This is a genomic window from Mesorhizobium newzealandense (assembly GCF_042682145.1).
Lineage (GTDB): Bacteria > Pseudomonadota > Alphaproteobacteria > Rhizobiales > Rhizobiaceae > Mesorhizobium > Mesorhizobium newzealandense.
Genome location: NZ_JBHUGZ010000001.1, coordinates 1 through 25812, shown reverse-complemented (window position 1 = coordinate 25812; position 25812 = coordinate 1). Strand labels below are relative to the sequence as shown.

The window sequence follows — 25812 nt, the reverse complement described above, 5'->3', positions numbered from 1 at the left end:
ACAAAGAGATAGGGCGATCCGGCGGTTCCGTGAAACGGTGGATCGCCCTAGTTTCTGGCTTTCGGAAACCGGGCCTGCCGAAGGATATGTGTGGCGCCTTCGTCGATGTCCCGAACGATGGCCGCGCGCGCACGCTCGCCATCCTGGGCCTCGATCGCCGCGACGACTTCCTCGTGGTAGTCGATGTCGAGAATGGAGGCGAGATCGTCCTCGAATCCCATGGCCAGGTTCCTCAGAAACGGGCCGACCTGCATCCAGACGGTCTCGATCAGGAAGATCATCTGCTCATTGCCGCAATGGCGGTAGATCGAGAATTTGAAGTCGTGGTTCTTGCGCAGATAGTCGTCGATATCGCCCTTGCGGGCCGCCAACGTCAGGTCGGTGCAGTGGCGTCGGATCGTCCGCAAATTGTTGCCGTTGATGAGCTTTGTCGCAAATTCAGTCGCGGAGCCTTCAAGGATCGTCCGCACGGCGGTCAATTGTGAAAACCGTTCAGCCGAGATGACAGGCACTTCGACGCTGCCGTTCGGCATCGGGCTCAGTGCCCGCAGCGCCTGCAGCCGCATGAAAGCGCTGCGCACCGGCATGTCGCTTGTGCCGAGTTCCTTGGCGAGCTTGCGCGAGGTCAGCTTCTGGCCAGGCACGAACTGGCCGGACATCAAGGCCCTGACAAGCTCCAGATAGACTTTCTCATGCAAGGGGACGGTGTCGACGGCGGTCAACCCGAATTGTGTTCTGTCGGCCATGGCAGGGGCGCTACTTCATTCGTTCTGAAATCTACCCTGACGACATTCGCCGCAGACGATCGGGTTGGCCGAACGCGGCAGGAACGCCGAAGTCAGCGATTTATCAAGCACATGATAGCCGCTGCGATCATTGCGCGGCAAGCCGTGTTGGCAAAGCCGGCCCCCAGCGGCCCGGCGCCCGGCGTCTGTACCACGGTGTGCAAAACCGTCATCACAAATCTTGACCGTTCCCGCACTTGCACCTCTGGCCGCTCTCTGGCTTTTTGGGGTACCCATCCGAACGGACTGATTCGCGTCATGCCGCTCGATTGCAATGACCCAAAGGCAGTCTGCGGGTGGGTCGTGAAGTGCGCGCGATTGGCGAAGGAGAAACAGGCATGGCCGAGTTCAAGAAGCCCGAAATCTCCGAGATGAGACCCAAGATCACCGTCATCGGCGTCGGCGGCGGCGGCGGCAATGCCGTCAACAACATGATCACGGAGCAGCTTCAGGGAACCGAGTTCATCGCCGCCAACACCGACGCGCAAGCGCTGACCATGTCGAAGGCAACGCGGCTGATCCAGCTTGGCGCGCATGTCACCGAAGGATTGGGCGCCGGATCGCTTCCCGAGATCGGCCGCGCCGCGGCCGAGGAATCGCTCGACGAGATCATGGACCATCTGGCTGGCACGCATATGTGTTTCGTCACCGCTGGAATGGGCGGCGGCACCGGAACCGGCGCTGCTCCGATCATTGCCCAGGCTGCGCGCAAGGCCGGTATCCTGACCGTGGGCGTCGTCACCAAGCCTTTCGCCTTCGAGGGCAGGCGCCGCATGCAGATGGCCGAAGAGGGCATCGAGCGGCTGCGCGAGAGCGCCGACACGGTGATCGTCATCCCGAACCAGAACCTGTTCCGGATCGCCGACGCCAAGACCACCTTCGCCGATGCGTTCGTCATTGCCGACCGCGTGCTCTATTCCGGCGTCAGCTGCATCACCGACCTGATCGTCAAGGAAGGCCTGATCAATCTCGACTTCGCCGATGTCAAATCGGTGATGCGCGACATGGGCCACGCCATGATGGGAACCGGCGAGGCCTCCGGCGACGGCCGGGCGATGAAAGCGGCGGAAGCCGCGATCGCCAACCCGTTGCTCGACGAAGTGTCGATGAAGGGCGCCAAGGGCGTCCTAGTCTCGATCTCGGGCGGCAGGGACATGACCTTGTTCGAGGTCGACGAGGCCGCCACCCGCATCCGCGAAGAGGTCTACGAGGACGCCGACATCATCGTCGGCGCCATCTTCGACAAGAGCATGGAAGGCCGCTTCAGGGTCTCGGTGGTGGCGACGGGGCTCGACCGTTCGTATGGGGCCGAGGATGCCGATGCCGGCATCGCCCGCGACCACGTCGGCCAGCCGCCAGCGCGGACGCTTCAGTAGGGCGTATCCCGCGTATATCCTCGCCTAGGCACGCCTTTCTGAGGGAGATCACCGAACAGCAGGACACATTGCCCGCAGATCAGCCTGGCGACGCAAATTAACGCGGCCAGCTGTATCGATCTCTGGGGCACTGCTGCTACAAGAATCCTTCACAGACGGCCATCTATACTGGCAACCGGCATTCGTTCGAGCGACGAGAGGCGCGGCTTGGAATTTGACTTGAAAACCATCGAGGCGCTCGCGCCCGACCAGGCGTCGTTGAGCGCCGCTTCCAAGTTGACCAAGCAATCGAACTGGCCACGGCTCGAAAAGAGTGAACAGCTCGCTCTCATCTGGGGGGAATGCCAGGGTTCCGGCTCCAATCCCTACCGTGTGGTCGTCGACACCGGCGACCATGGCTACAAATGCACCTGCCCGTCGCGGAAATTTCCCTGCAAGCACACTTTGGCGCTGATGTGGATCGCCGCCACCGCGCCAGCCGGTTTTGCCGCTGCCGGCTCGACGCCGGAATGGGTGAACGATTGGCTGGGCCGCCGTAGGAAGACGGCGTCGCAGCCTGTGGAACCGACGCCCGGTGCGGGAGGCAAGAGCATTGGCGAAGCCGCGCGCGACGAAAGCGCAGATATCGAGGACGCCGCAGCGGTCGAGCGCCGCGAGGCGGCGCAGCGCAGGCGGGCGGGAGAGACGCGATCCTCCGTGTCGGCGGCGCTGGATGAGTTGGATCAATGGATCGCCGACCAGCTGCGGCTTGGGCTTGCCGGTTTTGTCGACAACAGCAGCGACCGTTGCCGCCGGATCGCTGCGCGGCTGGTCGACATGAAGGCGACGGCACTTGCCGGCCGCATCGACGAGATACCGTCACGGTTGATGGCGTTGCGCAGCGAGGAACGGCCGGACGCAGCGATCCGCGAACTCGGCAAGCTTGTGCTGCTGGCCAAGGCCTGGCGATCGGCACCCGATGACCCGGAACTGAAGCGGCTCGTATCGACCTCCGAGAGCCGCGAACAGGTGCTGGCCAATCCCGATGCGACACAGGTCGAAAGCGTCTGGGAGGTGCTCGGCGAGAAGATCGAATCCCGCCGCGACGGTCTTGTCAGCCATTCGACCTGGCTGCTCGACCTGAACAGCGCGACCTCGCAATTTGCGCTCCTGCTCGATTATTTTCCGGCGTCGGCCGGTCGCCGGTCGAACGCGTTCACGCCAGGCGACCGCTTCGATGCCCGGCTGATCTTCTATCCCGCGCGCCAGCCGCTGCGGGCTCTGGTGGCGGACCGCAGGGGCGACGTCCCGTCCGGTGAGTGGCCCGATTTCAGCGTTGGCGCATCGGATCCGCTCGCGGCCCATATTGCGCGCCAGGACGCCGCGCCTTGGGTGACCGATTGCCCTGTCATGCTGCCGTCCGGAGCGATCCTGCTGGATGATCGGGGCGCCGCTTGGTGGCAGGCCGCCGGCGATCCGCACGGCATCGCCTTGCCGATCGCCGACACCGTCAATCCAACGCTGCTTGGGCTGGACCTCAAGGCAACGGCCGCACTTTGGAACGGCAGCCGGCTTGACCTGCTGGCGGCGCAAAGTGGGTTCGGAAGGCTTGATCTGTCATGAATGAGATCGAGCAGACCGGCCTGGCGACCATGCGCGATTGCTGGATCACCGGCGGGACCACATTCGACCTGGCTCCGGCCGCGTGGAAGGAGATCGCCGGCAGTGCAAACCCCGACGAACGCGAACGCCGCCTGCTGGCAATCGCCGCGCAAGCCCTCGACATCGCCTTGCGGCCGGCCGCGCCGAAGACGCTGAAGGGGCGCCCGCCGCTGCCCGAACTTGCCTTGCCGATGCTGCCGGAGCGGCTGCGGCCGCTTTTGCGAGCCGCGCTGAAGCATGCCAGCGACACACGAGGCAAGACGCGTGTGGTGACTCTCGTCGCCAGCCGAGGCTTCGTGCTGCATCCGATGGATTGGATGCCTGCCGCATCGTATCAGGAAAGTCCGGACGTCTATGCGCCCTGGATCGACTGGCAGTCAGGCGTGGACGGCGAAAAACATACAAGCCAGGAACAACTGGCGGCGGAAAATTGGGACGACTTCTATCCCGCTGCGCGCCGTACCGCGCTGGCCGACATGCGTCGCACCGCACCGGCTTCGGCCCGGATGCTGATCGAGACCAAGGGGTCTGGCGAGCCGGCGGAGGTCAGGCTCGCGCTCATCGAACTGATGCGCTTCGGCCTCGGCGCCGATGACGTGCCGTTCCTGCAGAGCCTCTCCGCCGATCGTTCCGGCAAGGTGCGCGAATTGGCCGGCCGGCTGCTGGCAAGGCTGGGAGAGCACGGCCATCCCCGTGATGGCGGGCCGGAAGATCCGACAGCCGAACTCGCCGCCTTCATCGCAGAAGGCAAATCCGGCTTCATCCGCCGCCGCACCACCTACGCGCCGGCAAAACTCAAGTCACCTGCGCAAGAGGCACGCCGCGGCGATTTGTTTGCCACCTGTTATCTGGGCGATCTTGCCGCCCGCTTCGGCAAGACAGAGTCCGATTTCGTCGGGGCATGGCAGTTCGGCGTCGACGACAATGCCGATCTCTTTCTCGTTCGAATGGTCTCGGTGTCCGGCGGCGATGCGGCGGTGGCGTATTTGGCTGATGCACTTGTCGCCGAAGGCGGCAAGCCGGCGCTTTTGGTCCTCCAACTGATGCCGCGCCTGGACAGCCAGCGGAAGCGTGTCTTGGTCAGGTTGATCCTGAAAGGCCCGCAACCGCTTGGCGCGCTCAATCAGGCCGAAGGCCTCGAAGCAAGTTGGCTGGAATGGGCAGACCTGACACAGGCCTTGCCGGCGTTGCGTTCCGCCATTGCGGGAAGCGACGAGCTCGCGCGGCGAAGCAGCGAGCAAATACTGGAAACGATAGGCTTTCTTGCCACAGCGGCGACGGCGGAAAAATTGATCGGGGACGTTGTCGCGGCCGGCATGCCTCCGGCTGCGCCTTCGCTCGGTCTTCTGCGTCTCAACGCATCACTGGCCGGGCCTGGAACCGACATATGATCAATCCGGAGAAAAGCAAATGAACGCAGCCATCCGTCTCCCGGTCGAGCAGGCCTACGCCACCGAGTTGCAGGCGCTCGCACGCAACGACGACCGGCAAAGGCCTGCCGGGTGGAGCCTGTCGCCAAAGTCGGTTCTCACCTATCTGCTCGGCGGAAAGGCTGACGACGGGACGCTGATAACGCCGAAATATGTCGGGCGGCGTCGGCTGATGGAGACCGCCGTGGCGACACTCGCCACCGACCGCGCATTGTTGCTGTTGGGTGTTCCGGGCACGGCGAAATCCTGGGTGTCGGAGCATCTCGCCGCCGCCATCATGGGCGACTCGACATTGATCGTGCAGTGCACGGCCGGCACCGATGAGAACCAGATCCGCTATGGCTGGAACTACGCGCAGCTTCTGGCCAAGGGGCCGAGCCAGGAGGCGCTGGTGCCGACACCGCTCTACCGTGCCATGCAGGACGGCAAACTGTGCCGCCTCGAAGAACTGACGCGCATGGGCTCTGACGTGCAGGACACGCTGATCACCGTGCTTTCCGAAAAGATGATGCCGATCCCGGAACTCAACACATCGATCTACGCGCAGCGCGGTTTCAACATCATCGCCACCGCCAACAACCGCGACAAGGGCGTCAACGAACTGTCATCGGCGTTGAAGCGCCGCTTCAACGTCGTCGTGTTGCCATTGCCCGAGGACATGGCCGAGGAAGTCGCGATCGTCTCCAAGCGGGTCGGCGAAATGGCCGGCGGTCTCGACCTGCCGGTGCCGAAGAATGTCGGCGAGGAGATCGCCCGCGTGCTGACCATCTTCCGCGAATTGCGCTCCGGTGCGACATCAGACGGCAAGGTCACGCTGAAGACGCCGTCCGGTTCGCTGTCCACGGCCGAAGCAATCGCCACCATGGTTGGTGGCCTCAGCCAGGCGGCCTGGTTCGACAGCGGTAAGCTCGGCGCCGAAGGTCTGGCGGCCAGCCTTGTCGGCGCGATCATAAAGGATCCGGTGCAGGACAAACTGGTGCTGGAAGAGTACCTGGAAACGGTCCTCAAAAAGCGGCCGGACTATGCCGGCTATTACGCGGCCTTGAACGCGGCCATCTGACGCCATGGCGCTGAACGACGTTTCCTATTTCGGCATACGCCATCACGGGCCCGGCTCCGCCGACAGCCTGGTGCAGGCGTTGCAGGAGTTGAAACCGGTCGCCGTTCTGATCGAAGGGCCGGCTGACGCCTCCGCGCTGCTGCCACTGCTTGCCCGACCTGAAATGCAGCCGCCGGTGGCGCTGCTCTGCTATCCGGAAGACGATCCGGCCTCGACGAGCTTCTGGCCCTTCGCCGAGTTCTCGCCGGAATACCAGGCGGCCCTGTGGGCTGTCGGCAACAACGCGGCTTTGCGGTTCATCGACCTGCCGTCATCGGCCCGGGCTGCGCCTGTTGACGACGCGGAAAATGCCGATGCCGGCGAAGAAGAACCCAGCGCCGGCAACGAGACGGCGCCGCATTTGCGCGACCCGATCGGGACGCTGGCGCAGGCCGCCGGCTATGAGGATGGTGAGAGCTGGTGGTCTGACATCATCGAGCAGAATCCGCAGCCGGGCCCGATCTTCGCCGCGATATCCGATGCAATGACGACGCTGCGCGACGGCGAGGGTCCGCTTGCCGCCTTCGAGGCCAGGCGTGAAGCGCATATGCGGCTTGAAATCACCGCCGCGCGCAAGGAATTCGAGGGGCCGGTCGCTGTCGTTTGCGGTGCCTGGCATGTGCCTGCGTTGCAAGCGACGCGACCGCAGAAGGAGGACCAGGCGCTTCTCAAGGGGCTCGCCCGGCGCAAAAGCATGATGACTTGGGCGCCATGGACGGGGCCGCGTCTGGCGCTGGGCTTCGGCTATGGCGCCGGCGTCGTCGCGCCCGGCTGGTGCAAGCATCTGTGGCGCACACGCGGCCGGCACGACGCGGCGACCCTGTGGCTGGCGATGATCGCGGCGGTGCTGAGAGCGAAAGGGCATATGGTCTCGACCGCCTCGCTGATCGAAGCCGAACGGCTGGCGCGCACGCTGGCCGCAATCCGTGAGCGGCCAAAGCCTGGTTTCGAGGAATTGCGCGACGCCGCGATCGCCGCCCTGTTCAACGGCGAAGCGCTGCTGTGGGCGCTGGTCGAAGCCGAATTGCTGCTGGGTGCAGATGTCGGTGAAATTCCACCCGACACGCCACTGGCGCCGCTGATCGAGGACCTCCAGCGCAACCAGAAGACGGCGCGGCTGAAGCCCGAGGCGCTGGAGCGCGAACTGTCGGTCGACTTGCGCAGCGAAAGCGGGCTGTTTCGTTCGACATTGCTGCACCGGCTGAACGTGCTTGGCGTGCACTGGGGCAAATTGACCGACAGCGGCCGCAGCCGCGGCACGTTTCGCGAGCGGTGGATGCTGTCGTGGGAGCCGGAATATGCCGTTCGCCTGGTCGAGAACCTGGTCTATGGGCCGACCATCGAAAAGGCCGCCAACGGCCGGCTGATCCAGATGATCGGCGCGGCGACGTCTCTCGATGCGATGGCCGCACTGGTTCAGGGCGCCATCACGGCAAACCTGTCGGAAGCGTCGGCGGCCGGCCTCGTGGCCTTGGAGGAACGGGCGGCGCGCAGCAGCGAATGCCTGGAAATCCTGGCATCGGTGCCGCCGCTCGCCGACATCATCCGCTATGGCGAGGCGCGCAAGACGCAAACGGTTCGCCTGTCCGGTCTGCTAGAACGGCTGATCATCGAAGGCGGGATCGCACTTGCCTATGCCGCCCGCGACCTCGATGCCCAGGCGTCCACGACGCTGGTTGGCGCCATGCGCAAGGCCGACGAGGCGATCAGCCTGGTCGAGCCCGGACAGGACGTGCTGGACGCCTGGCGCAATGGACTGGCTGCGGTGCTGGATGGATCGCGATCGACGGCGCTGGTGGCGGGCTGTGCCGCGCATCTGCTCTACGAAGCCGGCCATCTGTCGGCCGACGCCGCGACGGGCCTGATCGCGCGGCGCCTGTCGCCGGGAACGCCGGTCGCCGAGGCGGCAGGGTTCTTCGAGGGTTTCTTCAGCACTGCCGGCCAACGGCTGATCTATGATGAAGGCCTGCGCGGAGCGGTCGATGCCTGGCTCAAATCCCTCGACGAAGACGCCTTCATTGCGCATCTGCCGCTGCTGCGCCGGGTCTTTTCGCATCTGGACGCGATGGAGCGGCGGCGGTTGATCGAAGCGGTGCTCGGCCGCGCCAGGCGCTTACCTGCGGGCCTTACACCGACGCCGGACGGTGGTGAGGCGTGGCGCCGTCACCTGGAACGGCTTGGACCCTTGCTGATGGGCGAGAATGGCGATGGATGACGAGGGCGAGATAGGCGAAGCGTCGACCGATGACGGACGCGAGCGCCGCTGGCGACTGGCGATCGGCGCCGATGACGAGAAATCGCCTTCTCTTTCCGACACTGACAAGCGGCTTTCGGCAGCGCTCGATGCACTCTACGGCGATGGTACTGGCGATGCGGCCGCTGATCCGCGCAAGCGACGCGGCGGGCTCGGCCGCTCGGCGCCGCGGGTTGCGCAGTGGATGGGCGATATCAGGTCGTTCTTTCCCGCGCAGGTCGTGCAGATCGTGCAGAAGGATGCCTTCGAGCGCCTCAACCTGAAGCAGATGCTGATGGAGCCGGAGTTCCTCAAGGCGATAGAGGCGGACGTCAATCTCGTTGCCGACCTGATTTCGCTGCGCTCGGTCATGCCGGCCAAGACCAAGGACATCGCGCGTACGATCATCGCCGATATCGTCGCCAAACTGATGCAGCGGCTGGAGCAGAAGACGGCCGAGGCGATCCGGGGCGCGGTCGACCGGTCGCAGCGCACCAATCGGCCACGCCAGCGCGACATCGACTGGCCGCGCACCATCTCGGCCAACCTTCGCCACTACCAGCCCGAGCACAAGACCATCGTGCCGGAGAAGCTGGTCGGCTTCTTGCGCAAGCAGCGCCGACTGGTCGATCTGGACGAGGTCGTGCTGTGCGTCGACCAGTCAGGATCGATGGCAAGCTCGGTGATCTACGCCTCGATATTCGCCGCGGTGATGGCCTCGTTACCCGTCGTGCGGACCAAGCTCGTCTGCTTCGATACGGCCATCGTCGACCTGACCGATGAGCTCAGCGATCCCGTCGAAGTCCTGTTCGGCGTGCAGCTTGGCGGCGGCACCGACATCAACCAGGCCGTCGCCTATTGCGCGGAGCGCATCGAACGGCCGACCAAGTCGCACATGGTGCTGATCACCGACCTCTATGAAGGCGGCAACGGTCAGGAATTGCTGCGGCGGCTTGCCGCGCTGGTTCGTTCCGGCGTCAATGTCGTGGTGCTTCTGGCGCTGACCGACCAGGGCAGGCCCGGTTACGACCCAAAGATGGCGGGTTCTGTGGCCGCGCTCGGCATTCCGGTCTTTGCCTGCACGCCGGATCTGTTTCCAGACATGATGGCGGCGGCATTGCGGCGGGAGGATATTGGCGCATGGGCGGCCGGCGCCGACATCAAGCTGGTCCGCGCCGAGACCGAGACGCCGGAGTGAAACAGCCGGCACCAGAGTTGCCAGGATGATCCCGGCAACTCTGGGAGATGTCAGCCGAACTTCGGATCGAGACTGCCCGATTTGTAGCGCTTGGCCATTTCGGCGACCGGTAGCGGCTTGATCTTCTGCGCGTTGCCGGCGGTGCCGAACTGTTCGAAGCGCTCCTTGCAGAGCTTCCTCATCGCCGCCATCGCCGGCGTCAGGTATTTGCGCGGGTCGAACTCGCTCGGGTTCTCGGTCAGCACCTTGCGGATCGCGCCGGTCAGCGCCATGCGGTTGTCGGTATCGATGTTGATCTTGCGCACGCCATGCTTGATGCCGCGCTGGATCTCCTCGACCGGCACGCCCCAGGTCGGCTTCATCTGGCCGCCATATTTGTTGATGATCTCCTGCAGATCCTCCGGCACCGAGGACGAGCCGTGCATGACCAGATGCATGTTCGGCAACCGGCGGTGGATCTCCTCGATGACGTTCATGGCCAGCACCGCGCCGTCCGGCTTGCGCGAGAATTTGTAGGCGCCGTGGCTGGTACCCATGGCAACCGCCAGCGCGTCGACATGGGTGTCCTTGACGAACTCCACCGCCTGCACCGGGTCGGTCAGAAGCTGGTCGTGGCTGATCGCGCCTTCGACGCCGTGGCCGTCTTCCTGCTCGCCGCCACCGCTTTCCAGCGAGCCGAGCACGCCGATCTCGCCTTCGACGGAAACGCCGCCCCAATGCGCCATGTCGACGACGCGGCGGGTGATGCCGGAATTGTAGGCGTAGTCGGCCGGCGTCTTGCCATCTTCCTTCAGCGATCCGTCCATCATCACGGAGGTGAAGCCGTACTGGATCGCGGTGACGCAGGTGGCTTCGTTGTTGCCATGGTCGAGATGCATGCAGACCGGAATATCGGGGTGGATTTCGACCAGCGCGTCGATCAGCTTGGCCAGCACCACGTCATTGGCATAGGCGCGGGCACCACGGCTCGCTTGCAGGATGACCGGTGACTTGGTCTCCTCGGCGGCCTCCATGATGGCGAGGCCCTGTTCCATATTGTTCATGTTGAAAGCGGGCACGCCGTAGCCGTATTCGGCGGCGTGGTCGAGCAATTGTCTCAGTGTTATGCGAGCCACCCAATAGTCTCCCGTATCTGGTTTCAAGCGCAACGTCGCGGCCGACCGGTCGCCGGTCGGCCCTTGATGCTTCTGGCCGGATTTCAGGCCAACCGCAACCTTCAGAGGCCTTATCGACCGCAATTCTTGTTGCAGGGCTGAAATCCGGCTTCTTTTGGTGATCTCAAGCCGCGATCAACTCGCGCGCGGTCAGGATCTGCACGCAGGCATTGGCCGCTTCCTTGCCCTTGACGGTGAAGTGCTCGAAGAAGAAGCGGTGATGTTCGGCGCTGTCATGGTAGTTGTGCGGGGTGAGCACCGCCGACAGCACCGGCACGCCGGTCGACAATTGCACGTTCATCATGCCGTCGATGACGGCACTCGCGACGAATTCATGCCGGTAGATGCCGCCATTGACGACGAAGGCTGTGCCCAGGATCGCGGCATAGCGGCCGGTCCCGGCCAGGGTCTTGGCGTGCAGCGGAATTTCGTAGGCGCCGGGCACGTCGAAGACATCGACGGCGAAGCGCTCGCCTCCGAGCAAGGCCAGTTCCGCCTCGAAGGCCTGCACGCACTGGTCGACAATGTCGGCATGCCAGCGCGCGCGAATGACGGCGATGCGGGTCTTTTCATAGTCTTTATGGGAATGCTGATTCATGGGTCCATCCTTCCGTTTCGAACCAGAATCAGGACGCACGATACAAAATCCGGCCCGCCAAGGCGGTCCGTCTTCCGTTCGCTCTCTTCCATCCGGACTGTAACCGTCGGCTCCGGAATCACACCGGATCTGCTGACCCTTCCGATTGTGTCGGAAAGCGCTCGCGGGCTTGGGCCGAAACCCTTACCGCCGGTGGGGACTTTCACCCCGCCCTGAGAACATTAACGCCGTTTGTATGGAAGGGCAGGGCGCCGCTGTCAATCGCGCGAAAGACCGATGGCCACTACAGTCTGTCAATTAGTCGTGCGCCACGCCGCCGCAGCAGCGGCCACCAGCATGAGCAAGGCCGCAACCGCTGCGCAGGTGGCGAAACCGAAGGTCGAATAGAGCGGCCCGAAGCCGGTGGTGCCGACAAAGACCGCCAGATAGGTCACCGCACTGTTCAGCCCCATGATCGTGCCGCGCCGCGACGGATCGAGCGCCGACAGGCGCATCACCAGGACGTTCAGGCCGAAGTGGTTGGCCAATCCCCAGACCGCCACCATGGTGATGGTCAGGCCGAAGCTGCCGCTGGCCGCGGCAATCGCGACGTAGACGGTGGCGACAAGAAGATAGGCAAACGGCATGACGCGACGCGCGCCCAGGCGATCGATGACGCCGTCGAGGAGGGCAGCCGTGCCGAAGCCGATGCCATAGGCAAGTGCTGCCCAGCCGTTGTCGCTCACCGGTCTCCCCAATCCGCTGTGCAGGTGATCGCCGAGATAGCCATAGACGCCGTAGAAGGCGGTCATGAAAGCGGCGCAGGCGATCAGAAGCGGTGCGATGCCTGGAATGCCGAGCGCCTCCAGCGGCGTCGGTGCCGGGCCGCTCTTCCTGGCGTCGCTCAGCGAGGTCATTGTGAGGCCGGCCAAGGCAAACATTGCGAGCAGTGCGACCGCTGCGAAAACGGCACGCCAATGCACGAGATCGGCAAGCACGGCCGACAGCGAAACACCGGCGACCATGCTCAAGGTCCAGCCGGTCAGCACGACACCGATGGTGCCGCTTTCGCGACCCGGCGGCGCGATGGCCGCCGCACTGGCATAGATTGCCGGCATGGCGATACCGGCGGCGATGCCGGCAACAGACTGGGCCACGACCAGCGCCGCGACCGTCGGTGCCGCGGCACTGGCGACGAGTGCAATCGCCAGCAACAGCAATGCGCCCTGCAGCATCCGGCGGGCGCCAACCCGGTCGATATAGCGCGCCAGGAACAGGGCGCTTGCGGAGGTGCCGAGGCCGAACGCGGCCGCCGCAATCATCACGACCGGCACGCTTGTCGCAAACGACGAGGCCACGGCCGGTGCGATCGGGCCCAGCACAAGCGAATTCGAGCCGATCACGGCGATGCAGCCGGTCAGGAGATAGGCAAGGGCCGGGATCGGCGCCCGGGCGCTTGTGGCCAATGATGCAACTTGATCAGCGTTCGACATAAGACCATAGTGACCGCATTAAATTCTGTAGCAACCGGGAATTTCAACATGGATGAAGAAACAGATGGCATTCTGCAGAACAGGTCTGCGGCCCGTGACCTCGACGCAATCGACCGAAAGATATTAGGTGTCCTCGTCGACGACGCGACGGTCAGCTATGCGGAACTCGGTGATCGCGTGGGGCTTTCACCGCCGGCCGCGCATGAACGGGTCAAGCGCCTGCGGCGCAGCGGCGCCATCCGCAACACAGCCGCCATCATCGATCCCAAATCGGTGAAAAAGCCGTTGCTCGCCTTTGTCCATATCGACACCAGAGGCTGGGGAAAGACCCCGGAACTGATGGCGGTTTCGCAGTATCCGGAAGTCGAGGAAATCCACACCGTCGCCGGTGACACATGCATGCTACTGAAGGTCCGCACCGAAGACACGAGAGCGCTTGAGGGACTTCTGGCACGCCTCTACGAGACGCCGGGTGTCACCTCGACGCGCAGCTATGTGGTGCTGTCGACCTATCTCGAGCGGCCGGTGCAGCCCGGCGTCACCGCGACATGGCCGACGCCCAAACATATGGTCGAGCCTCTGTACTAGAAGACCGAGCCGGCAAAGTGCTGGACGGTGCTACGCTCGCTCGGGAAACATCGCCTTCAGGCCTTCGCGGGATGCCTTGGCGACACCGCGTTCGGTGATCAGGCCGGTGACCAGCCGCGCCGGCGTCACGTCGAAGGCCGGGTTCGCCGCGGGCGTCGTCTCGGGTGATATCCGCACCTGGGCGATCTCGCCGGCAGCGGTCTTGCCCCAGACCAGCGACACCTCGTCGGCGGAACGCTGCTCGATCGGGATTTCGGCCAGCCCGTCATGCACCGTCCAGTCGATGGTCGGCGACGGCAAGGCGACATAGAACGGCACGTCATTGTCGGCGGCGGCAAGTGCCTTGAGATAGGTGCCGATCTTGTTGCAGACATCGCCATCGGCGGTGGTGCGGTCGGTGCCGACGATGACCATGTCGATCTCGCCGCGCTGCATCAAATGGCCGCCGGCATTGTCGACGATCAGCGTGTGCGGCACGCCGTGGCCGGCCATCTCCCAGGCGGTCAACTGGGCGCCTTGGTTGCGCGGCCGCGTCTCGTCGACATAGACGTGGACAGGAATGCCAGCCTCTGTGGCCAGATAGATCGGCGCGGTGGCGGTGCCGTAATCGACGGTCGCCAGCCAGCCGGCATTGCAATGGGTCAGGATGTTGACGGGTTCGCCCGGCGGCTTGCGCGCCGCGATCGCCTTGATGATGGCGAGGCCGTTCTCGCCGATGGCGCGGTTGAGGCCGACATCCTCGTCGGCGATTTCGCCAGCGCGTTGGTAGGCGGCTTCGGCGCGTTGTTCTGTTGGCAGCGGCTTGAGGAAGCGCCGCATTTCATCGAGCGCCCAGCGCAGATTGATCGCTGTCGGTCGCGTCTCGTGCAAGGTTTCCCAGACGGCGTCGAGTGCTGCATCCGACGGATCGTCGGCCATCTGCATGGCGACACCATAAGCGGCGGTGACGCCGATCAGCGGCGCACCGCGCACCCACATGTCGCGGATCGCGGTGGCGATGCCGGCCACGCTGCCGATCCTTTCGACGCGGAAATCATGCGGCAGCCAGCGCTGGTCGATGATCTCCACCGAACGCCCGTCGTCGCTCAGCCAGATGGTGCGATAGTGGCGGTCGCCGACGTTCAAATGCTGCTCTCCTGTTCGATCAGCGCGGCCAGAGTGTTGACCTCGTCGATGCTGTGGATCTGGCGCCGGTTGACGGCGAGGTGACGGCCGAATTTCAGCGCCTTCGCCTCACAACTGGCGCGCAGATCCTCGTCGGCAATGGTCTCGAAATCGGCATTGTGGGCGAGGCCGAGGATGCGCCGGTGGACCTCGATGCCGGCAAATCCCAGGAGATCGGTCCAGATCTGGTGCAGCACATGGTCGAGCGCCTGTTCGGCGCCGAGCCTGTCGCCCTGATCCTCGAACAGGCTTTTCTGGTAGAGCATGCCGGTGCGCTCGGTGCGCCACAGATGCGAGAACTCGGCGCGGAACACAGCCCAAGTCTCGACGGTCACCTCAAGCAGATAGGCGCGCATGGCGTCGCGCTTCCTATTCTGCTCATGTCCACGCTGCGAGAAGAAGGACATCCAGAAATTGGCGAGCAGCATACCGACATCGAACGCCATCGGACCGTAGAAGGCGAACTCCGGATCGATCATCCGGGTTTCCGAGTCGGTGACCATGATCGAGCCGGAATGCAGGTCGCCATGCAGCAGCGTTTCGGCATTGGCGGCGAAGATATGCTTCAGCCGCTGCGCCTCGACCTTGAGGTCGCGGTCGGCGCGCAGTTCGGCGACGAGACCGTCGAGCTGCGGGCTCGTATGCCGGTTCATCCTGGCGTCGAAATAGGGATCGGAGAACACCAGGTTCTCGGTGATGTCGCAGAGTTCGACATTGTCGGCAAACAGCGCCAGATCGGCCTTGCGGTCCTTGGCTGCCATATGCAGATCGGAGCCGCGAAACAGGGTGCGCGCCATGAACAGGCCGATATCCCTGGCGATATCAGGCAATTGCCGGCCCTCGATCAATGCCCGTCGCAGGATGATGTGCGGCGACAGATACTCCATGATGATCAGCGCCTGGCTTTCATCGAAATGATAGATCGCCGGCACCGAACCTGGCGCGCGCGCCTCCTGCCGCGTCAGCGCGTGGTATTCGAAGAAGGAGCGCTTGAGCGGCAGCGGCCAGCTGTCGCCGACCAGGCGGACATAGGGCAGGGCCTGCTTGACCACCGCTGCACCGCTGGCGCCCTCGACGATGAAGACGAGATTGAGATTGCCGTCGCCGACCTCGCGGACCTTCCAGGCGTTCGTGTCCTTGCCGATCTTGGCGCGCAACGCCTCGTTGTCGCCAAGGCGGGTCGGCAGCGTCTCGACCGACAGTGCTTCGAACTGCAATTTCCCAGTCATCGTCATCCTCCCGCATATGCGCTCCGAACATAACGGAGGCATAGCGGCCGGGCCAAGCTAGGAAGCGATCTGGCAATTGTCAATCGTGTTGACAATTGCCGATGTAGCCCATAGCGTCATGTCAGGGAGGAACGCATGGTCGGCAATGCCGTGTTCCGCGCAGAGGGGCTGAGGAAATCCTTTGGCCAGAACGAGGTGCTTGGCGGCGTCTCGCTGGAGCTGCACGCCGGTGAAGTGACCGTGCTCATGGGCGCCAACGGTGCCGGCAAATCCACCCTCGTCAAGATCATCAGCGGCGTCTATGAGCGCGGCGACGGCACCATGGGCCTCGCTGGACACGCCTTCGCGCCGAACACGCCGGCGGAGGCGATCCGCGCCGGCGTCGTCACCGTTCACCAGAACATCAATGACGGCGTCGTCGCCGATCTCGATGTCGCCACCAATTTGACCCTCGACCGCTTGAGTGGCAGCGGCGCCCCGTTCCTGTTCAATCCGGCGCGCGTGCGTCGCGAGGCCAAGGCCGTTGCCGACCGCATGGGGCTGGCCATCGACCTCAAGGCGCGCATCAGCGATCTTTCGCTGGCCGATCGCCAGATGGTGGCGATCGCCCGCGCTTTGGCGCATCAGCCGAAAGTGCTGATCCTCGACGAGCCGACCTCCTCTCTGTCCAGCGCCGAGGCCGACCGGCTGTTTGCGCTGATCGACAGGCTGCGCGAGCAGGGCGTCGCGATCCTCTACATCTCGCACCGCATGTCTGACATCAGGCGGCTTGCCGACCGCATCGTCTCGATGCGCGACGGCATCATCTCAGGCGTCTTCGACAAGAAACCGCTCGATTATGAAGGCGCGGTCAACGCCATGCTCGGCCGCAAGATCCAGCTCGACCAGATCGTCGTCAGGGATTCGGCCAAGATCGTCCTCAAGATCGATGGTTTGCGCATAGCGCAAGGCGCCAGGCCGATCTCGCTGACGCTCGGCGACGGCGAGGTCGTCGCCATCACCGGCCTCGTCGGCGTCGGCAAGACGGCGCTGGCCGAGACGCTGTTTGGCGTGCGCAAGCCGCTTTCCGGCACCATGGTGCTGAACGGCAAGCCCTATGCACCGGAATCGGCGGGCGAGGCGATCGCCGCCGGCGTGTTCCTCGTCGCCAAGGACCGCGGCGAAAACGGTATCGTCGCCGGCTTCAACATCCAGGAAAATATCAGCCTGCCGTTTCACAAGCGCATGTCGCGTTTCGCCGTTCTCAGGCGCCGTCTGGAACGCATCACCGCGCGCCGGCAGATCGAGGAACTTGGCATTGTCTGCCGCTCCGAGAAGGACGAGATGTCGGCGCTGTCCGGCGGCAACCAGCAGAAGGTGATGGTCGCCCGCTGGATGGCGCAGAATGCAGGGCTGTTCATTCTGGATGAGCCGTTTCAGGGCGTCGACATTTCCGCGAGGCGCGACATTGCCGCCAAGCTGAGGGCGAGTGCAAACGGCCGCGCCACGCTGCTGTTCGTCACTGAACTCGACGAGGCACTGGAGACCGCCGATCGCATCCTGGTGATGTCGGAGCAGACCATCGTCGGCGAACATCGCAACGCCGATGTCGATCTCGATCGCCTGCTGGCCGAGGTCGCCGGCGGACCGCTGCACAGCGCCGCCTGAGCGCGGCGGCAAGGAATTGGAATGGAGAGAGCATGAGTTCGAGTTGGGTAAAAATCGCAGCGGCGTTGGGGAGCGCTGAATGACGCTGCGCGACCATGCCATCCGCTACGGCTTCATCGTGCTCTTGTTCGGGCTCGTCGCCTATTTCGCGATCGCCGCCGACGGTTTCGTTTCGCCGCAAAGTGCCGTCTTCATCTTCCAGTCAGTCGCCATCACCGGCGTGCTGGCGCTCGGCGTCACCGCCACGCTCGTCGTCGGCGGCTTCGATCTGTCGATCGGCTCGGTCGCCACCTCAGCCATGATGGCGGCGGCCTATGTCATGGTAGTGCTGGAGCAGAACGCTCTCGTCGCGGTCGTCGCCTGCCTGCTGATCGGCGCCATCGTCGGCCTGATCAATGGCTGGCTGATCGTCTATATGCGGGTGCCCGATCTCCTGGCGACGCTCGGGATGATGTTCCTGCTGGTCGGCCTGCAGCGCATCCCGACCGAGGGCCGTTCGATCGCCACCGGCATGACCATGCCGGACGGTTCGGTCGCCAATGGCAAATTCTCTGACGCTTTCCTGGCGCTCGGCCGCCACCGCTTCGATTTCTTCATCCCGAACCTCATTCCGGTGTCGGTGGTGGTGCTGCTCGTGCTCGCCGTGCTGATCTGGTTCTTCCTCGAATACACGCGTTTCGGGCGCATGATGTATGCGGTAGGAAGCAACGAGCGTGCCGCCGAACTCGCCGGCGCGCCTGTCAAGGCATACAAAATCTGGGCCTACGTTATTTCAGGAGTTTTTGCCTCGATCGGCGGCATTTTGCTCGCCGCCCGACTTGGACGCGGCGACATCGCCTCGGGTAATAATCTGCTGCTCGACGCTGTCGCCGCGGCGCTCATCGGTTACGCGGTGCTTGGCGCCGCCAAGCCGAACGCCTTCGGCACCGCCGTCGGTGCGCTGTTCGTCGGCATCTTGCTGCAAGGCCTGACGATGATGAACGCGCCTTACTACACGCAGGATTTCGTCAAGGGCGTGGTTCTGGTCGTCGCCCTTGTCTTCACCTTTGCGCTTTCGGGCAGGGGCAGGAGATAGCTTTCGACCGGATAGGATTTTGGGTTCAACAAGAGTGGAGGAAACGAAGTGAACATCACAAGAAGACTTCTGGGGAAGGTCGCGCTCGGGCTGGCCGGCGCAACCATGCTGATGCAGTTCCCGGCGCTGGCCGCGGACAAGCCGGCGCCTTTCGACAAGCCCGGCGTCAAGATCGCGCTGGTGCGCTATCTCTCGACCGGCGACTTCTTCCAGGCCTATCTCAGCGGCGTCGAGGCACAGGCCAAGGCGCTGGGCGTCGACCTGCGCGTGCTCGACAGCCGCCAGGACGCCGCGCTTCAGTCTGACATGGTCGATCAGGCCATCGCGCTTGGCGTACAGGGCATCATCATCCAGCACGGTCTGACGGAATCGATGAAGGACGCCGCGCAGCGCGCGGTCGACGCCGGCATCAAGGTGGTGGCTTTCGACGTCAATGTCGAAAACCCCAAGATCCCCCAGATCGAGCAATCCGACCGCGACCTGGCCCGTCTCGCGCTCGAACAGGCGGTCAAGGACAATGGCGAGAGCTGGAAGGCCGGCTATGTCTATGTCGCCGGCATCGCGCCGCTCGACCGCCGCAACGAGACCTGGGTCGACGTCAAGAAGAAGTATGCCGGCATCAGCGAAGTCGCGATGTTCGGCACGCTCGACAATCCGATCGCCAATTCCGTCGCCAACCAGGCGCGTTCGGTGCTGTCGGCCCATCCCGACATCAAGGTGATGTTCGCCCCCTATGACGAATTCGCCAAGGGTGTGAAGATCGCCGTCGACGAGGCGGGCTTGAACAAGGGCATCAAGATCTACTCGGCCGATATCTCGACGTCCGACATAGCCGCGATGCGCGAGCCCGACAGCGCCTGGGCGGCAACCGCCGCGACCAACCCGGCCGTCGTCGGCCAGGTTTCGGTGCGTGCGCTGGCACAGCTGCTCGCCGGTGAAGACCCCGGCCACAATGTCGTCGTGCCGCCGACGCTGATCACCCAGAAGGACCTCATCGACAAGGACATCAAGAACATGGAAGACCTGTCGGCCAAGTTGCCGCAGTTCGCCCATGCCGATGTCGCGATGCCGGCCTGGATGCCGAACCCGAACGCCAAGTAAGGTTCGTCACGACACAAACAAAAAGGGGCGGCCCGTGAGCCGCCCTTTTTTGGTCGGCCGGTCCGCCTACCGCAACGCGGCCGCGATGTTGCCGCCGTCGACCGTCGTCACATCGGCGGTGGTCCGGTCGGCCAGCGCGTGGTGCAGGAACGCCTGCGCCACGTCCTGCGCCGTCACTTCCTGGCCGAGCAGATTGCCGGACATGTATTCCTTCTCCGACACGCCGCGCGCGCCGGAGCGGCTGGCGATCATGGCGTCGGTCAAAAGACCCGAGCGGATGCGGTCGGCGTTGACGGCGTTCGAGCGGATGCCGTGCGCGCCATAGTCGAGCGCGTATTGCCTGGACAGGAACAGCGTCGCTGCCTTCGGCACGCCATAGGCGCCGAACTTCGGCCCCGGATTGACCGCCTGCTTGGAGGTGTTGAACAAAAGCACGCCGCCGGTGCCCTGTTCGAGCATGATGCGCACGGCATTCTGCGCCACCGACTGGTGGGCGAAGAAATTGAGCTCGAAACTCCTGCGCAAAAGCGCATCGTCGAGTTCGCCGATCCGGCCTTCCCAGGCAGCGCCCGCATTGGAGACCAGCATGTCGACGCCGCCGAACACGGCAACCGCCCTGTCGAAGGCGGCACGCACCTGCGTCGGATCGGTGATGTCGGCGGCAACACCGATCGAGTTGTTGCCGGCCTTCTTGGCGGCGTCGGCGGCCTTTTCGGCATCGAGATCGACAACGACGGCATGGGCGCCATTGTCGGCGAAGAGCCTGGCAGTCGCGGCACCAATCGCGCCGGCGCCGCCGGTGATCAGCACCACCTGGCCGGTCAGCGGCTTCGGCTTGTTGGAGGCGAGCTTGGCCTGTTCCAGCGACCAGTATTCGAGCGGAAACAGGTCGGCCTTGGCGAGCGGATGGAAACGGCCGACCGCCTCCGCGCCGCGCACCGCCTCGATCCACATCTCGCCGACGTCGGAGGCGATCTTCGCATCCTTCAGCGTGCGGCCATGGCCGAACATGCCGAGACCCGGCACCAGCGTCAGCCGCGGCATCTGGTCGAGCATGGTGCGCTTGACGTCGTCGAGGGCATCGTTGGTTTCGAAATAGGCGCGGTAATCCTTGGCGAAGGCCTCGACGTGATCCTTGATCACGGCCTTGTAGTCGCCGACCTTGTCGGCATCGGGCGCCGGCAGCGCCATCGGTCCGGTCTTGATGCGGATCGACAGATCGGGCGTCGAAACGCCGCGTCCGGCCAAGTCGGCGATCTCAGCCGAATTGATGAAATCAACGATCGCGTCCGAGGTGCGGAAGTCGCTGATCATGCGGTCGAAGCGGCCTTCGCCGCGAGCCACAGCGACGGCGCCGCGCAGTGTCGGCGCGATGGTGGCCGGCGTCGCGAGCTTTGCCGGCAATGCTGCCTTCGCCGCTCGCGGCTTGGCGTTTTTGGCGACGTAGTCCTCGGCGACGTTCACATAGTGGATCATCCGGTCGTAGGCCTGCCTGGCATCGTCGCCGAAGGTGAAGATGCCATGCTTGTCGAGGATCAGGCCCTCGACGGTCGGATCGGCGTCGAAGATGTCGGCCGCCGCCTTGGCGAGGTCGAAGCCGGGCATGATGTAGGGCACATAGCCCATCTTCGCGCCGAACACCGTCGCCACCAGCGGCTTGCTGTCTTCCTGGTCGACGATGGCGAGAATGGCGGTCGAGTGGGTGTGGTCGACAAATTTGTGCGGCAGGAAGGCGTGCAGCAGCGTCTCGACCGACGGGTTGGGCGACGAGGGGTCGATGAGGTTGACGCGTTGCAGGGCAACCATGTCCTCGTCGGCCAATTTGTTCAGCGAGCGCGCCTTGAGCAGCGGCTTGAGCTTGACCGCCGGCAGGCCCTGCGGCTCGATGACGCCCATGTCCCAGCCGCTGCCCTTGACGCACAGCACGTCCCACTGGTCGCCGACAAGATCGGTGGCCGTCGTCTTGCAGGAGGTGTTGCCGCCGCCATGCAGGACCAGCCGCGGCTCGCCGCCCAGCAGCCGCGTCGTGTAGACGCGCAGCGCCAGGTCGCGCTCGACACCCTTCCTTGCATAGTCGGCAACGAGTTTCTCGGCTGCCTCGTCATTCCACAGGTTCTTCATGTTCGCTTCGTCCGATTGCTGTCATTGATGGTGAAACAGGTATGCCGCGACGCTTTGATGACAATGCGCCGGCGGCGGAGATGGTGGTTTCCTAGGAGGCCTTTTCTGTCGTGGCAGCCGCATGGTCCAGCAGCCGCTGCGCCATGCGCGCGCCGACCACCAGATGCGTGCAAAGTCCGCCAGCGATCGCCGCGAGAAGCGGTTCGAACTTGCTGTCCTCCTGCACGACCATCAGGCGCCTGGCGATGGCACGCAGCGAGGCAAGATCAGCCGAGATCACCCGGCGGTTATAGCTGCAGTCGAGCACCTTGCCCTGGGCGTCGATGATCTGCCCGGCAATGACGCCGGCAGCGCCTTGGCTGCGCAGCTCCGCCATTTCGCCTGATGTCAGCGCGCCGCATTTGACCAGATGGCTGTCGGCGTCGACCGCGCCGACCGAGTACAGCGCCAGATCGCATTCGCCGACGCCGGACAATTGCTCGCGGATCACCGGTTCGGCGCGCAGCGCGCGCGCCAGCTCTTCCGTCGACAGCACCAGCGGCGCGTAGAAGTTGAGGCCCTTGGCGTTGAGCCGCCGCGCGATTTCCATGGTGCACTGGTCGGGCCGGTAGGAATAGGGCGCGCCGAGATTGCCGCACAGCTGCACCACGGTGACATCCTGCAGGTCGGCGTAGGACATGATGTCGGCGATCGTGTAGACGGTGCGGCCCCAGGCGACGCCGATGCGGTCGCCCTTCTTGACCAGCTCGAGAAAGACGCTTGCCGCCAGCACGGCGATTTCCGTCGACGGATCGGCGATATGGTCGTTTTCCGGCGCGATCCAGACGGCGTCGAGGCTCAGCGCATCCTCGAGCTTGCGCGCCAGCACATCGTCGGTGAAAAGCTGGGTCGAGGTCGAGATGTTGACGATGCCGGTCTCGCGCGCCTTGCGCAGATACATGGCGACCGAGGCGCGGGAAATGTTAAGCTGGCTCGCCACCTGGTCCTGCCGCAGGCCATGGGCGTAGTAGAGCCAGGCGGCCTTGTGGATGAGCTGTTCTGCCGGTCGGATCGCCATGCCGTCTCCTCGGCTGACATTATTCACGGCCTTCGACAAAAGTCAAACAAGGCCAAGGTATACGATGCCCTTTCGCCCGCTGAATCTAGATCATCATTGTGCCAAATGCGCTCGATCGTGGCATCGTTGGTGGTGACGCGGCCCGAGCCTGTTATTAGAAGGTCTCAAGGAAGACACTACAGCGCCGCGCGTCCTCACGGACGCGCAAAGGACGCTGTAGCACTTTGGTCTGCGCATGATCCTTTCCGAAAATCGATTCCGATTTTCGGGGTCATGCGCTAGGGAGGACGGGATGGGCAATCCTTACGAACAGGATCTCGACAAGAACGCGGCCAACCACCAGCCGCTGACGCCGCTCACCTATCTGGAGCGCGCGGCAAAGACCTATCCCGACCATGTCGCCATCATCCATGGCCACCAGCGCATAGACTATCGCACGTTCTGGCGCCGGTCGCTGATGCTTGCCTCGGCGTTACGCAAACGCGGCATCGGCAAGGGCGATACGGTCACCGTCATGCTGTCCAACACGCCGCCGATGCTGGAGGCGCATTTCGGCGTGCCGATGACCAAGGCGGTGCTGCATTCGCTCAACACCCGCCTCGATGCCGCGGTCATCGCCTTTCAGCTCGACCATGCCGAGACCAGGATACTGATCGTCGACCGCGAGTTCTCCAGCGTCGTCAAGCAGGCCCTGGAACTGGCCAAGGTCAAGCCTCTGGTCATCGACTATGACGATCCCGACTACGCTGCCGACGCACCTTACCCCAAGGGCGAGCGCATAGGCGCGCTCGACTATGAGGACTTCGTCGCTGGCGGCGACGAGGATTTCGCCTGGTCGATGCCCGACGATGAGTGGGACGCGATCTCGCTCAACTACACCTCCGGCACGACAGGCAATCCGAAGGGCGTCGTCTACCACCATCGCGGTGCTGCGCTGATGGCCTACACCAACACCATCCATGCCGGCATGGCCAAGCATGCCGTCTATCTGTGGACGCTGCCGATGTTCCACTGCAATGGCTGGTGCTTTCCATGGACGCTCGCCGTCCAGGCTGGCACCCATGTCTGCCTGCGCTGGGTGCGGCCGAAGCCGATCTACGATGCGATTGCCGATCACGGCGTCACCCATCTGTGCGGCGCGCCGGTCGTCATGTCGGTGCTGATCAATGCGAAGGACGAGGACAAGCGCGAATTCCCGCAGACCGTCACCTTCAACACGGCCGCTGCTCCGCCGCCGGAGGCCGTGCTGTCGGGCATGGCCGATGCCGGCTTTGCCGTCACCCATCTCTACGGCCTGACCGAGACCTATGGTCCGGCGGTCGTCAACGAATGGCATGGCGCCTGGGACGATCTTGAAAAGGCCGAGCGCAGCGCCAAAAAGGCACGGCAGGGCGTGCGCTATGCAGCGCTCGAGGGCTTGACCGTCATGGACCCCGAGACGATGCGGACGACCCCGGCGGATGGCGAGACCATCGGCGAGGTCATGTTCCGCGGCAACATCGTCATGAAGGGCTATCTGAAGAACCGCAAGGCCAGCGACGAGGCCTGTTGCGGTCGTCGCTGGCTACCGCTGTACGCACCACCATCATCCACTCGACGATGACGGCTCGCGAGGTCTGTCCCACACCCCGCGCCATGGGGCGACAATCTACCTTCGATGTGGCGCGGCGCACGCGGCAGGTGTGCGGCTGGCCGTCGTCAGAGCAGATCGTGCCGCGGCGGGCTAATTGGCATGCTGCGCGCGGTCCGTCGATGCGTCGATCGGCGCGTGTTTTCCGGTTTTGCCCTGCGTGAACGCTCGGGTAGCAGCGAGTGGGGCTCATCGGGGCGGCACGGCTGCTGAGCCGGCGCTGCGCCCTTGACCCGGCCGGAATCCGGTGCGGCGGCTTCCGGCGCGCGGGCGCTCCGAAGCGTGCAAGGCGCGGCCGCGGGCACGGACGCGAAGCTCTCGGCAAAGTCCCGGCGCGGGCTGGCCAGCAAGCCGCGCAGCGCGCCCGCCCAACTTGAAATCAGGGTGCAGGCGAAATCCAGGCGAAAAAATCCGCCCGCTGCGCAAATACCGGACGCGTGAAACCGCGGCGAGACCAGCGGAGGCGCGAGGCATAGAGGGTAGTTTGACAAGGCGCCGCCGCCAGGCCTGTGTCCGCCATCGCATGACAAAGCCGGACGGCGGCGCTCGCCGCCAGCATGCCGCCAACCGGAGCGCGAACGGGTGTGCGCGAGTTACTGGCCTGCCCGAAGCGAGACACCACGCATGGCGATGATTCCCTGAGCAATGCGGTGCGCAGCCGACTTCCGCACGACCACGTCGCGCCGGCGTCATCGCGAGGTGCGCGTGCCGACAGCCCGACAGTATCTGAAGATCGTCGCTTCGGTGCTGCCCAAGGATTTGCATGTTTCGATCAACCAACTGGACGGGTCTGCAGCGATATGACGAGATCCGGCAGCCAGGCATCACCGCACGCCTCGACAGCACGTCCTCAGCCGTTCAACTGAAGACCTCGGACGCTCCGATTCCCACGACGGCCACTATCCTCCTTGGCCGCCGCCCCTCTGCTGGCGGCCCAGCTGGAACGACGTTTCCCGCGCCACTGCTTTCACGCGCCCACCCTCCCCAATCCTCTGCCTCCTCGCCGCCTACCGGCCCTATGCAGGCACGCGGAATTCCACGCGCGCTGGCGCGCAAAACCGTGCGAACGGCTGTCATGTGCCGGCAACCAGCTCGGCAAGACCCGGGCCGGCGGTGCGCGTGTAATGGGCAATGCATCTACACCGGCCGACTATCCCTCCTGGTGAGCAAGGCAAGTGTTCTTTCGACACGCGGCGGCTGTGGGCCGCAGGTGA

Annotated in this window: 18 protein-coding genes, 1 pseudogene and 1 riboswitch; of the genes and pseudogenes, 11 read left to right on the top strand and 8 right to left on the bottom strand. The window is 64.3% G+C overall.

Translation table 11 applies throughout. The features are described from left to right. Positions 1-47: 47 nt before the first annotated feature. A complete protein-coding gene (locus tag ACFSOZ_RS00095; protein WP_379091979.1) occupies positions 48-746 on the bottom strand; it encodes a GntR family transcriptional regulator in 699 nt (232 codons plus the stop codon). A gap of 377 nt (positions 747-1123) precedes the next feature. Here ACFSOZ_RS00095 and ftsZ point away from each other — a divergent pair, with 377 nt between their 5' ends. The 6 genes from ftsZ to ACFSOZ_RS00065 all read left to right on the top strand — a co-directional run bounded on the left by ftsZ (position 1124) and on the right by ACFSOZ_RS00065 (position 9762). After that, positions 1124-2161 (top strand): cell division protein FtsZ, encoded by a 1038-nt coding sequence (gene ftsZ, locus ACFSOZ_RS00090; protein ID WP_379091976.1) that lies wholly within the window; start codon positions 1124-1126, stop codon positions 2159-2161. A gap of 219 nt (positions 2162-2380) precedes the next feature. Continuing rightward, positions 2381-3763, top strand: a complete 1383-nt coding sequence (locus ACFSOZ_RS00085; protein WP_379091973.1) for an SWIM zinc finger family protein — start codon at positions 2381-2383, stop codon at positions 3761-3763. Next, complete coding sequence (locus ACFSOZ_RS00080) at positions 3760-5193, top strand: DUF5691 domain-containing protein (protein ID WP_379091970.1); 1434 nt, start codon at positions 3760-3762, stop codon at positions 5191-5193. Before ACFSOZ_RS00085 ends, ACFSOZ_RS00080 begins: the two co-directional genes overlap by 4 nt. A 19-nt stretch (positions 5194-5212) precedes the next feature. After that, the gene (locus tag ACFSOZ_RS00075; RefSeq protein ID WP_379091967.1) at positions 5213-6292 is read left to right on the top strand and encodes an ATP-binding protein; all 1080 of its coding nucleotides are present in this window, start codon (positions 5213-5215) and stop codon (positions 6290-6292) included. A gap of 4 nt (positions 6293-6296) precedes the next feature. After that, a complete protein-coding gene (locus tag ACFSOZ_RS00070; RefSeq protein WP_379091964.1) occupies positions 6297-8546 on the top strand; it encodes a DUF5682 family protein in 2250 nt (749 codons plus the stop codon). After that, the gene (locus tag ACFSOZ_RS00065) at positions 8539-9762 is read left to right on the top strand and encodes a VWA domain-containing protein (RefSeq protein WP_379091961.1); all 1224 of its coding nucleotides are present in this window, start codon (positions 8539-8541) and stop codon (positions 9760-9762) included. The genes ACFSOZ_RS00070 and ACFSOZ_RS00065 overlap by 8 nt, the downstream gene beginning before the upstream one ends. 50 nt (positions 9763-9812) lie before the next feature. Here the strand turns inward: ACFSOZ_RS00065 and fba are convergent, their stop codons facing one another. The 3 genes from fba to ACFSOZ_RS00050 all read right to left on the bottom strand — a co-directional run bounded on the left by fba (position 9813) and on the right by ACFSOZ_RS00050 (position 12986). Next, positions 9813-10877, bottom strand: a complete 1065-nt coding sequence (fba, locus tag ACFSOZ_RS00060) for a class II fructose-bisphosphate aldolase (protein ID WP_023729260.1) — start codon at positions 10875-10877, stop codon at positions 9813-9815. A 163-nt stretch (positions 10878-11040) separates the two neighbouring features. Next, the gene (locus ACFSOZ_RS00055) at positions 11041-11514 is read right to left on the bottom strand and encodes a 6,7-dimethyl-8-ribityllumazine synthase (protein ID WP_379091958.1); all 474 of its coding nucleotides are present in this window, start codon (positions 11512-11514) and stop codon (positions 11041-11043) included. Positions 11515-11590: 76 nt separating this feature from the next. Next, a riboswitch (FMN riboswitch) is annotated at positions 11591-11738 on the bottom strand. Positions 11739-11807: 69 nt separating this feature from the next. After that, complete coding sequence (locus tag ACFSOZ_RS00050) at positions 11808-12986, bottom strand: MFS transporter (RefSeq protein ID WP_379091955.1); 1179 nt, start codon at positions 12984-12986, stop codon at positions 11808-11810. Positions 12987-13034: 48 nt separating this feature from the next. On the opposite strand from ACFSOZ_RS00050, the gene ACFSOZ_RS00045 reads away from it, so the two are divergent. Continuing rightward, entirely contained in the window at positions 13035-13574 is a 540-nt protein-coding gene (locus ACFSOZ_RS00045; protein WP_379091952.1) for an Lrp/AsnC family transcriptional regulator, read from the top strand. 30 nt (positions 13575-13604) lie between these two features. On the opposite strand, the gene mtnA is transcribed toward ACFSOZ_RS00045, so the two are convergent. Together mtnA and mtnK are read right to left on the bottom strand one after the other, a co-directional pair. Then, entirely contained in the window at positions 13605-14699 is a 1095-nt protein-coding gene (gene mtnA, locus ACFSOZ_RS00040; protein WP_379091949.1) for an S-methyl-5-thioribose-1-phosphate isomerase, read from the bottom strand. After that, on the bottom strand, positions 14696-15967 hold the full coding sequence (gene mtnK, locus ACFSOZ_RS00035) for an S-methyl-5-thioribose kinase (RefSeq protein WP_379091947.1): 1272 nt from the start codon (positions 15965-15967) through the stop codon (positions 14696-14698). Before mtnK ends, mtnA begins: the two co-directional genes overlap by 4 nt. Positions 15968-16102: 135 nt before the next feature. On the opposite strand from mtnK, the gene ACFSOZ_RS00030 reads away from it, so the two are divergent. The 3 genes from ACFSOZ_RS00030 to ACFSOZ_RS00020 all read left to right on the top strand — a co-directional run bounded on the left by ACFSOZ_RS00030 (position 16103) and on the right by ACFSOZ_RS00020 (position 19790). Beyond that, positions 16103-17614 (top strand): sugar ABC transporter ATP-binding protein, encoded by a 1512-nt coding sequence (locus ACFSOZ_RS00030; RefSeq protein WP_379091944.1) that lies wholly within the window; start codon positions 16103-16105, stop codon positions 17612-17614. 79 nt (positions 17615-17693) lie between these two features. Then, positions 17694-18689: an ABC transporter permease gene (locus ACFSOZ_RS00025; RefSeq protein ID WP_379091941.1), complete on the top strand. Its 996-nt coding sequence runs from the start codon at positions 17694-17696 to the stop codon at positions 18687-18689. Between the two features lie 48 nt (positions 18690-18737). After that, complete coding sequence (locus ACFSOZ_RS00020) at positions 18738-19790, top strand: substrate-binding domain-containing protein (protein WP_379091938.1); 1053 nt, start codon at positions 18738-18740, stop codon at positions 19788-19790. Positions 19791-19856: 66 nt separating this feature from the next. On the opposite strand, the gene ACFSOZ_RS00015 is transcribed toward ACFSOZ_RS00020, so the two are convergent. Continuing rightward, entirely contained in the window at positions 19857-21911 is a 2055-nt protein-coding gene (locus ACFSOZ_RS00015) for a bifunctional aldolase/short-chain dehydrogenase (RefSeq protein WP_379091935.1), read from the bottom strand. A 91-nt stretch (positions 21912-22002) separates the two neighbouring features. Beyond that, on the bottom strand, positions 22003-22968 hold the full coding sequence (locus ACFSOZ_RS00010) for a sugar-binding transcriptional regulator (protein WP_379091932.1): 966 nt from the start codon (positions 22966-22968) through the stop codon (positions 22003-22005). A gap of 292 nt (positions 22969-23260) precedes the next feature. Here ACFSOZ_RS00010 and ACFSOZ_RS00005 point away from each other — a divergent pair. After that, positions 23261-24523, top strand: a pseudogene (locus ACFSOZ_RS00005) (AMP-binding protein); the annotation flags it as partial. Positions 24524-25812 lie beyond the last annotated feature (1289 nt).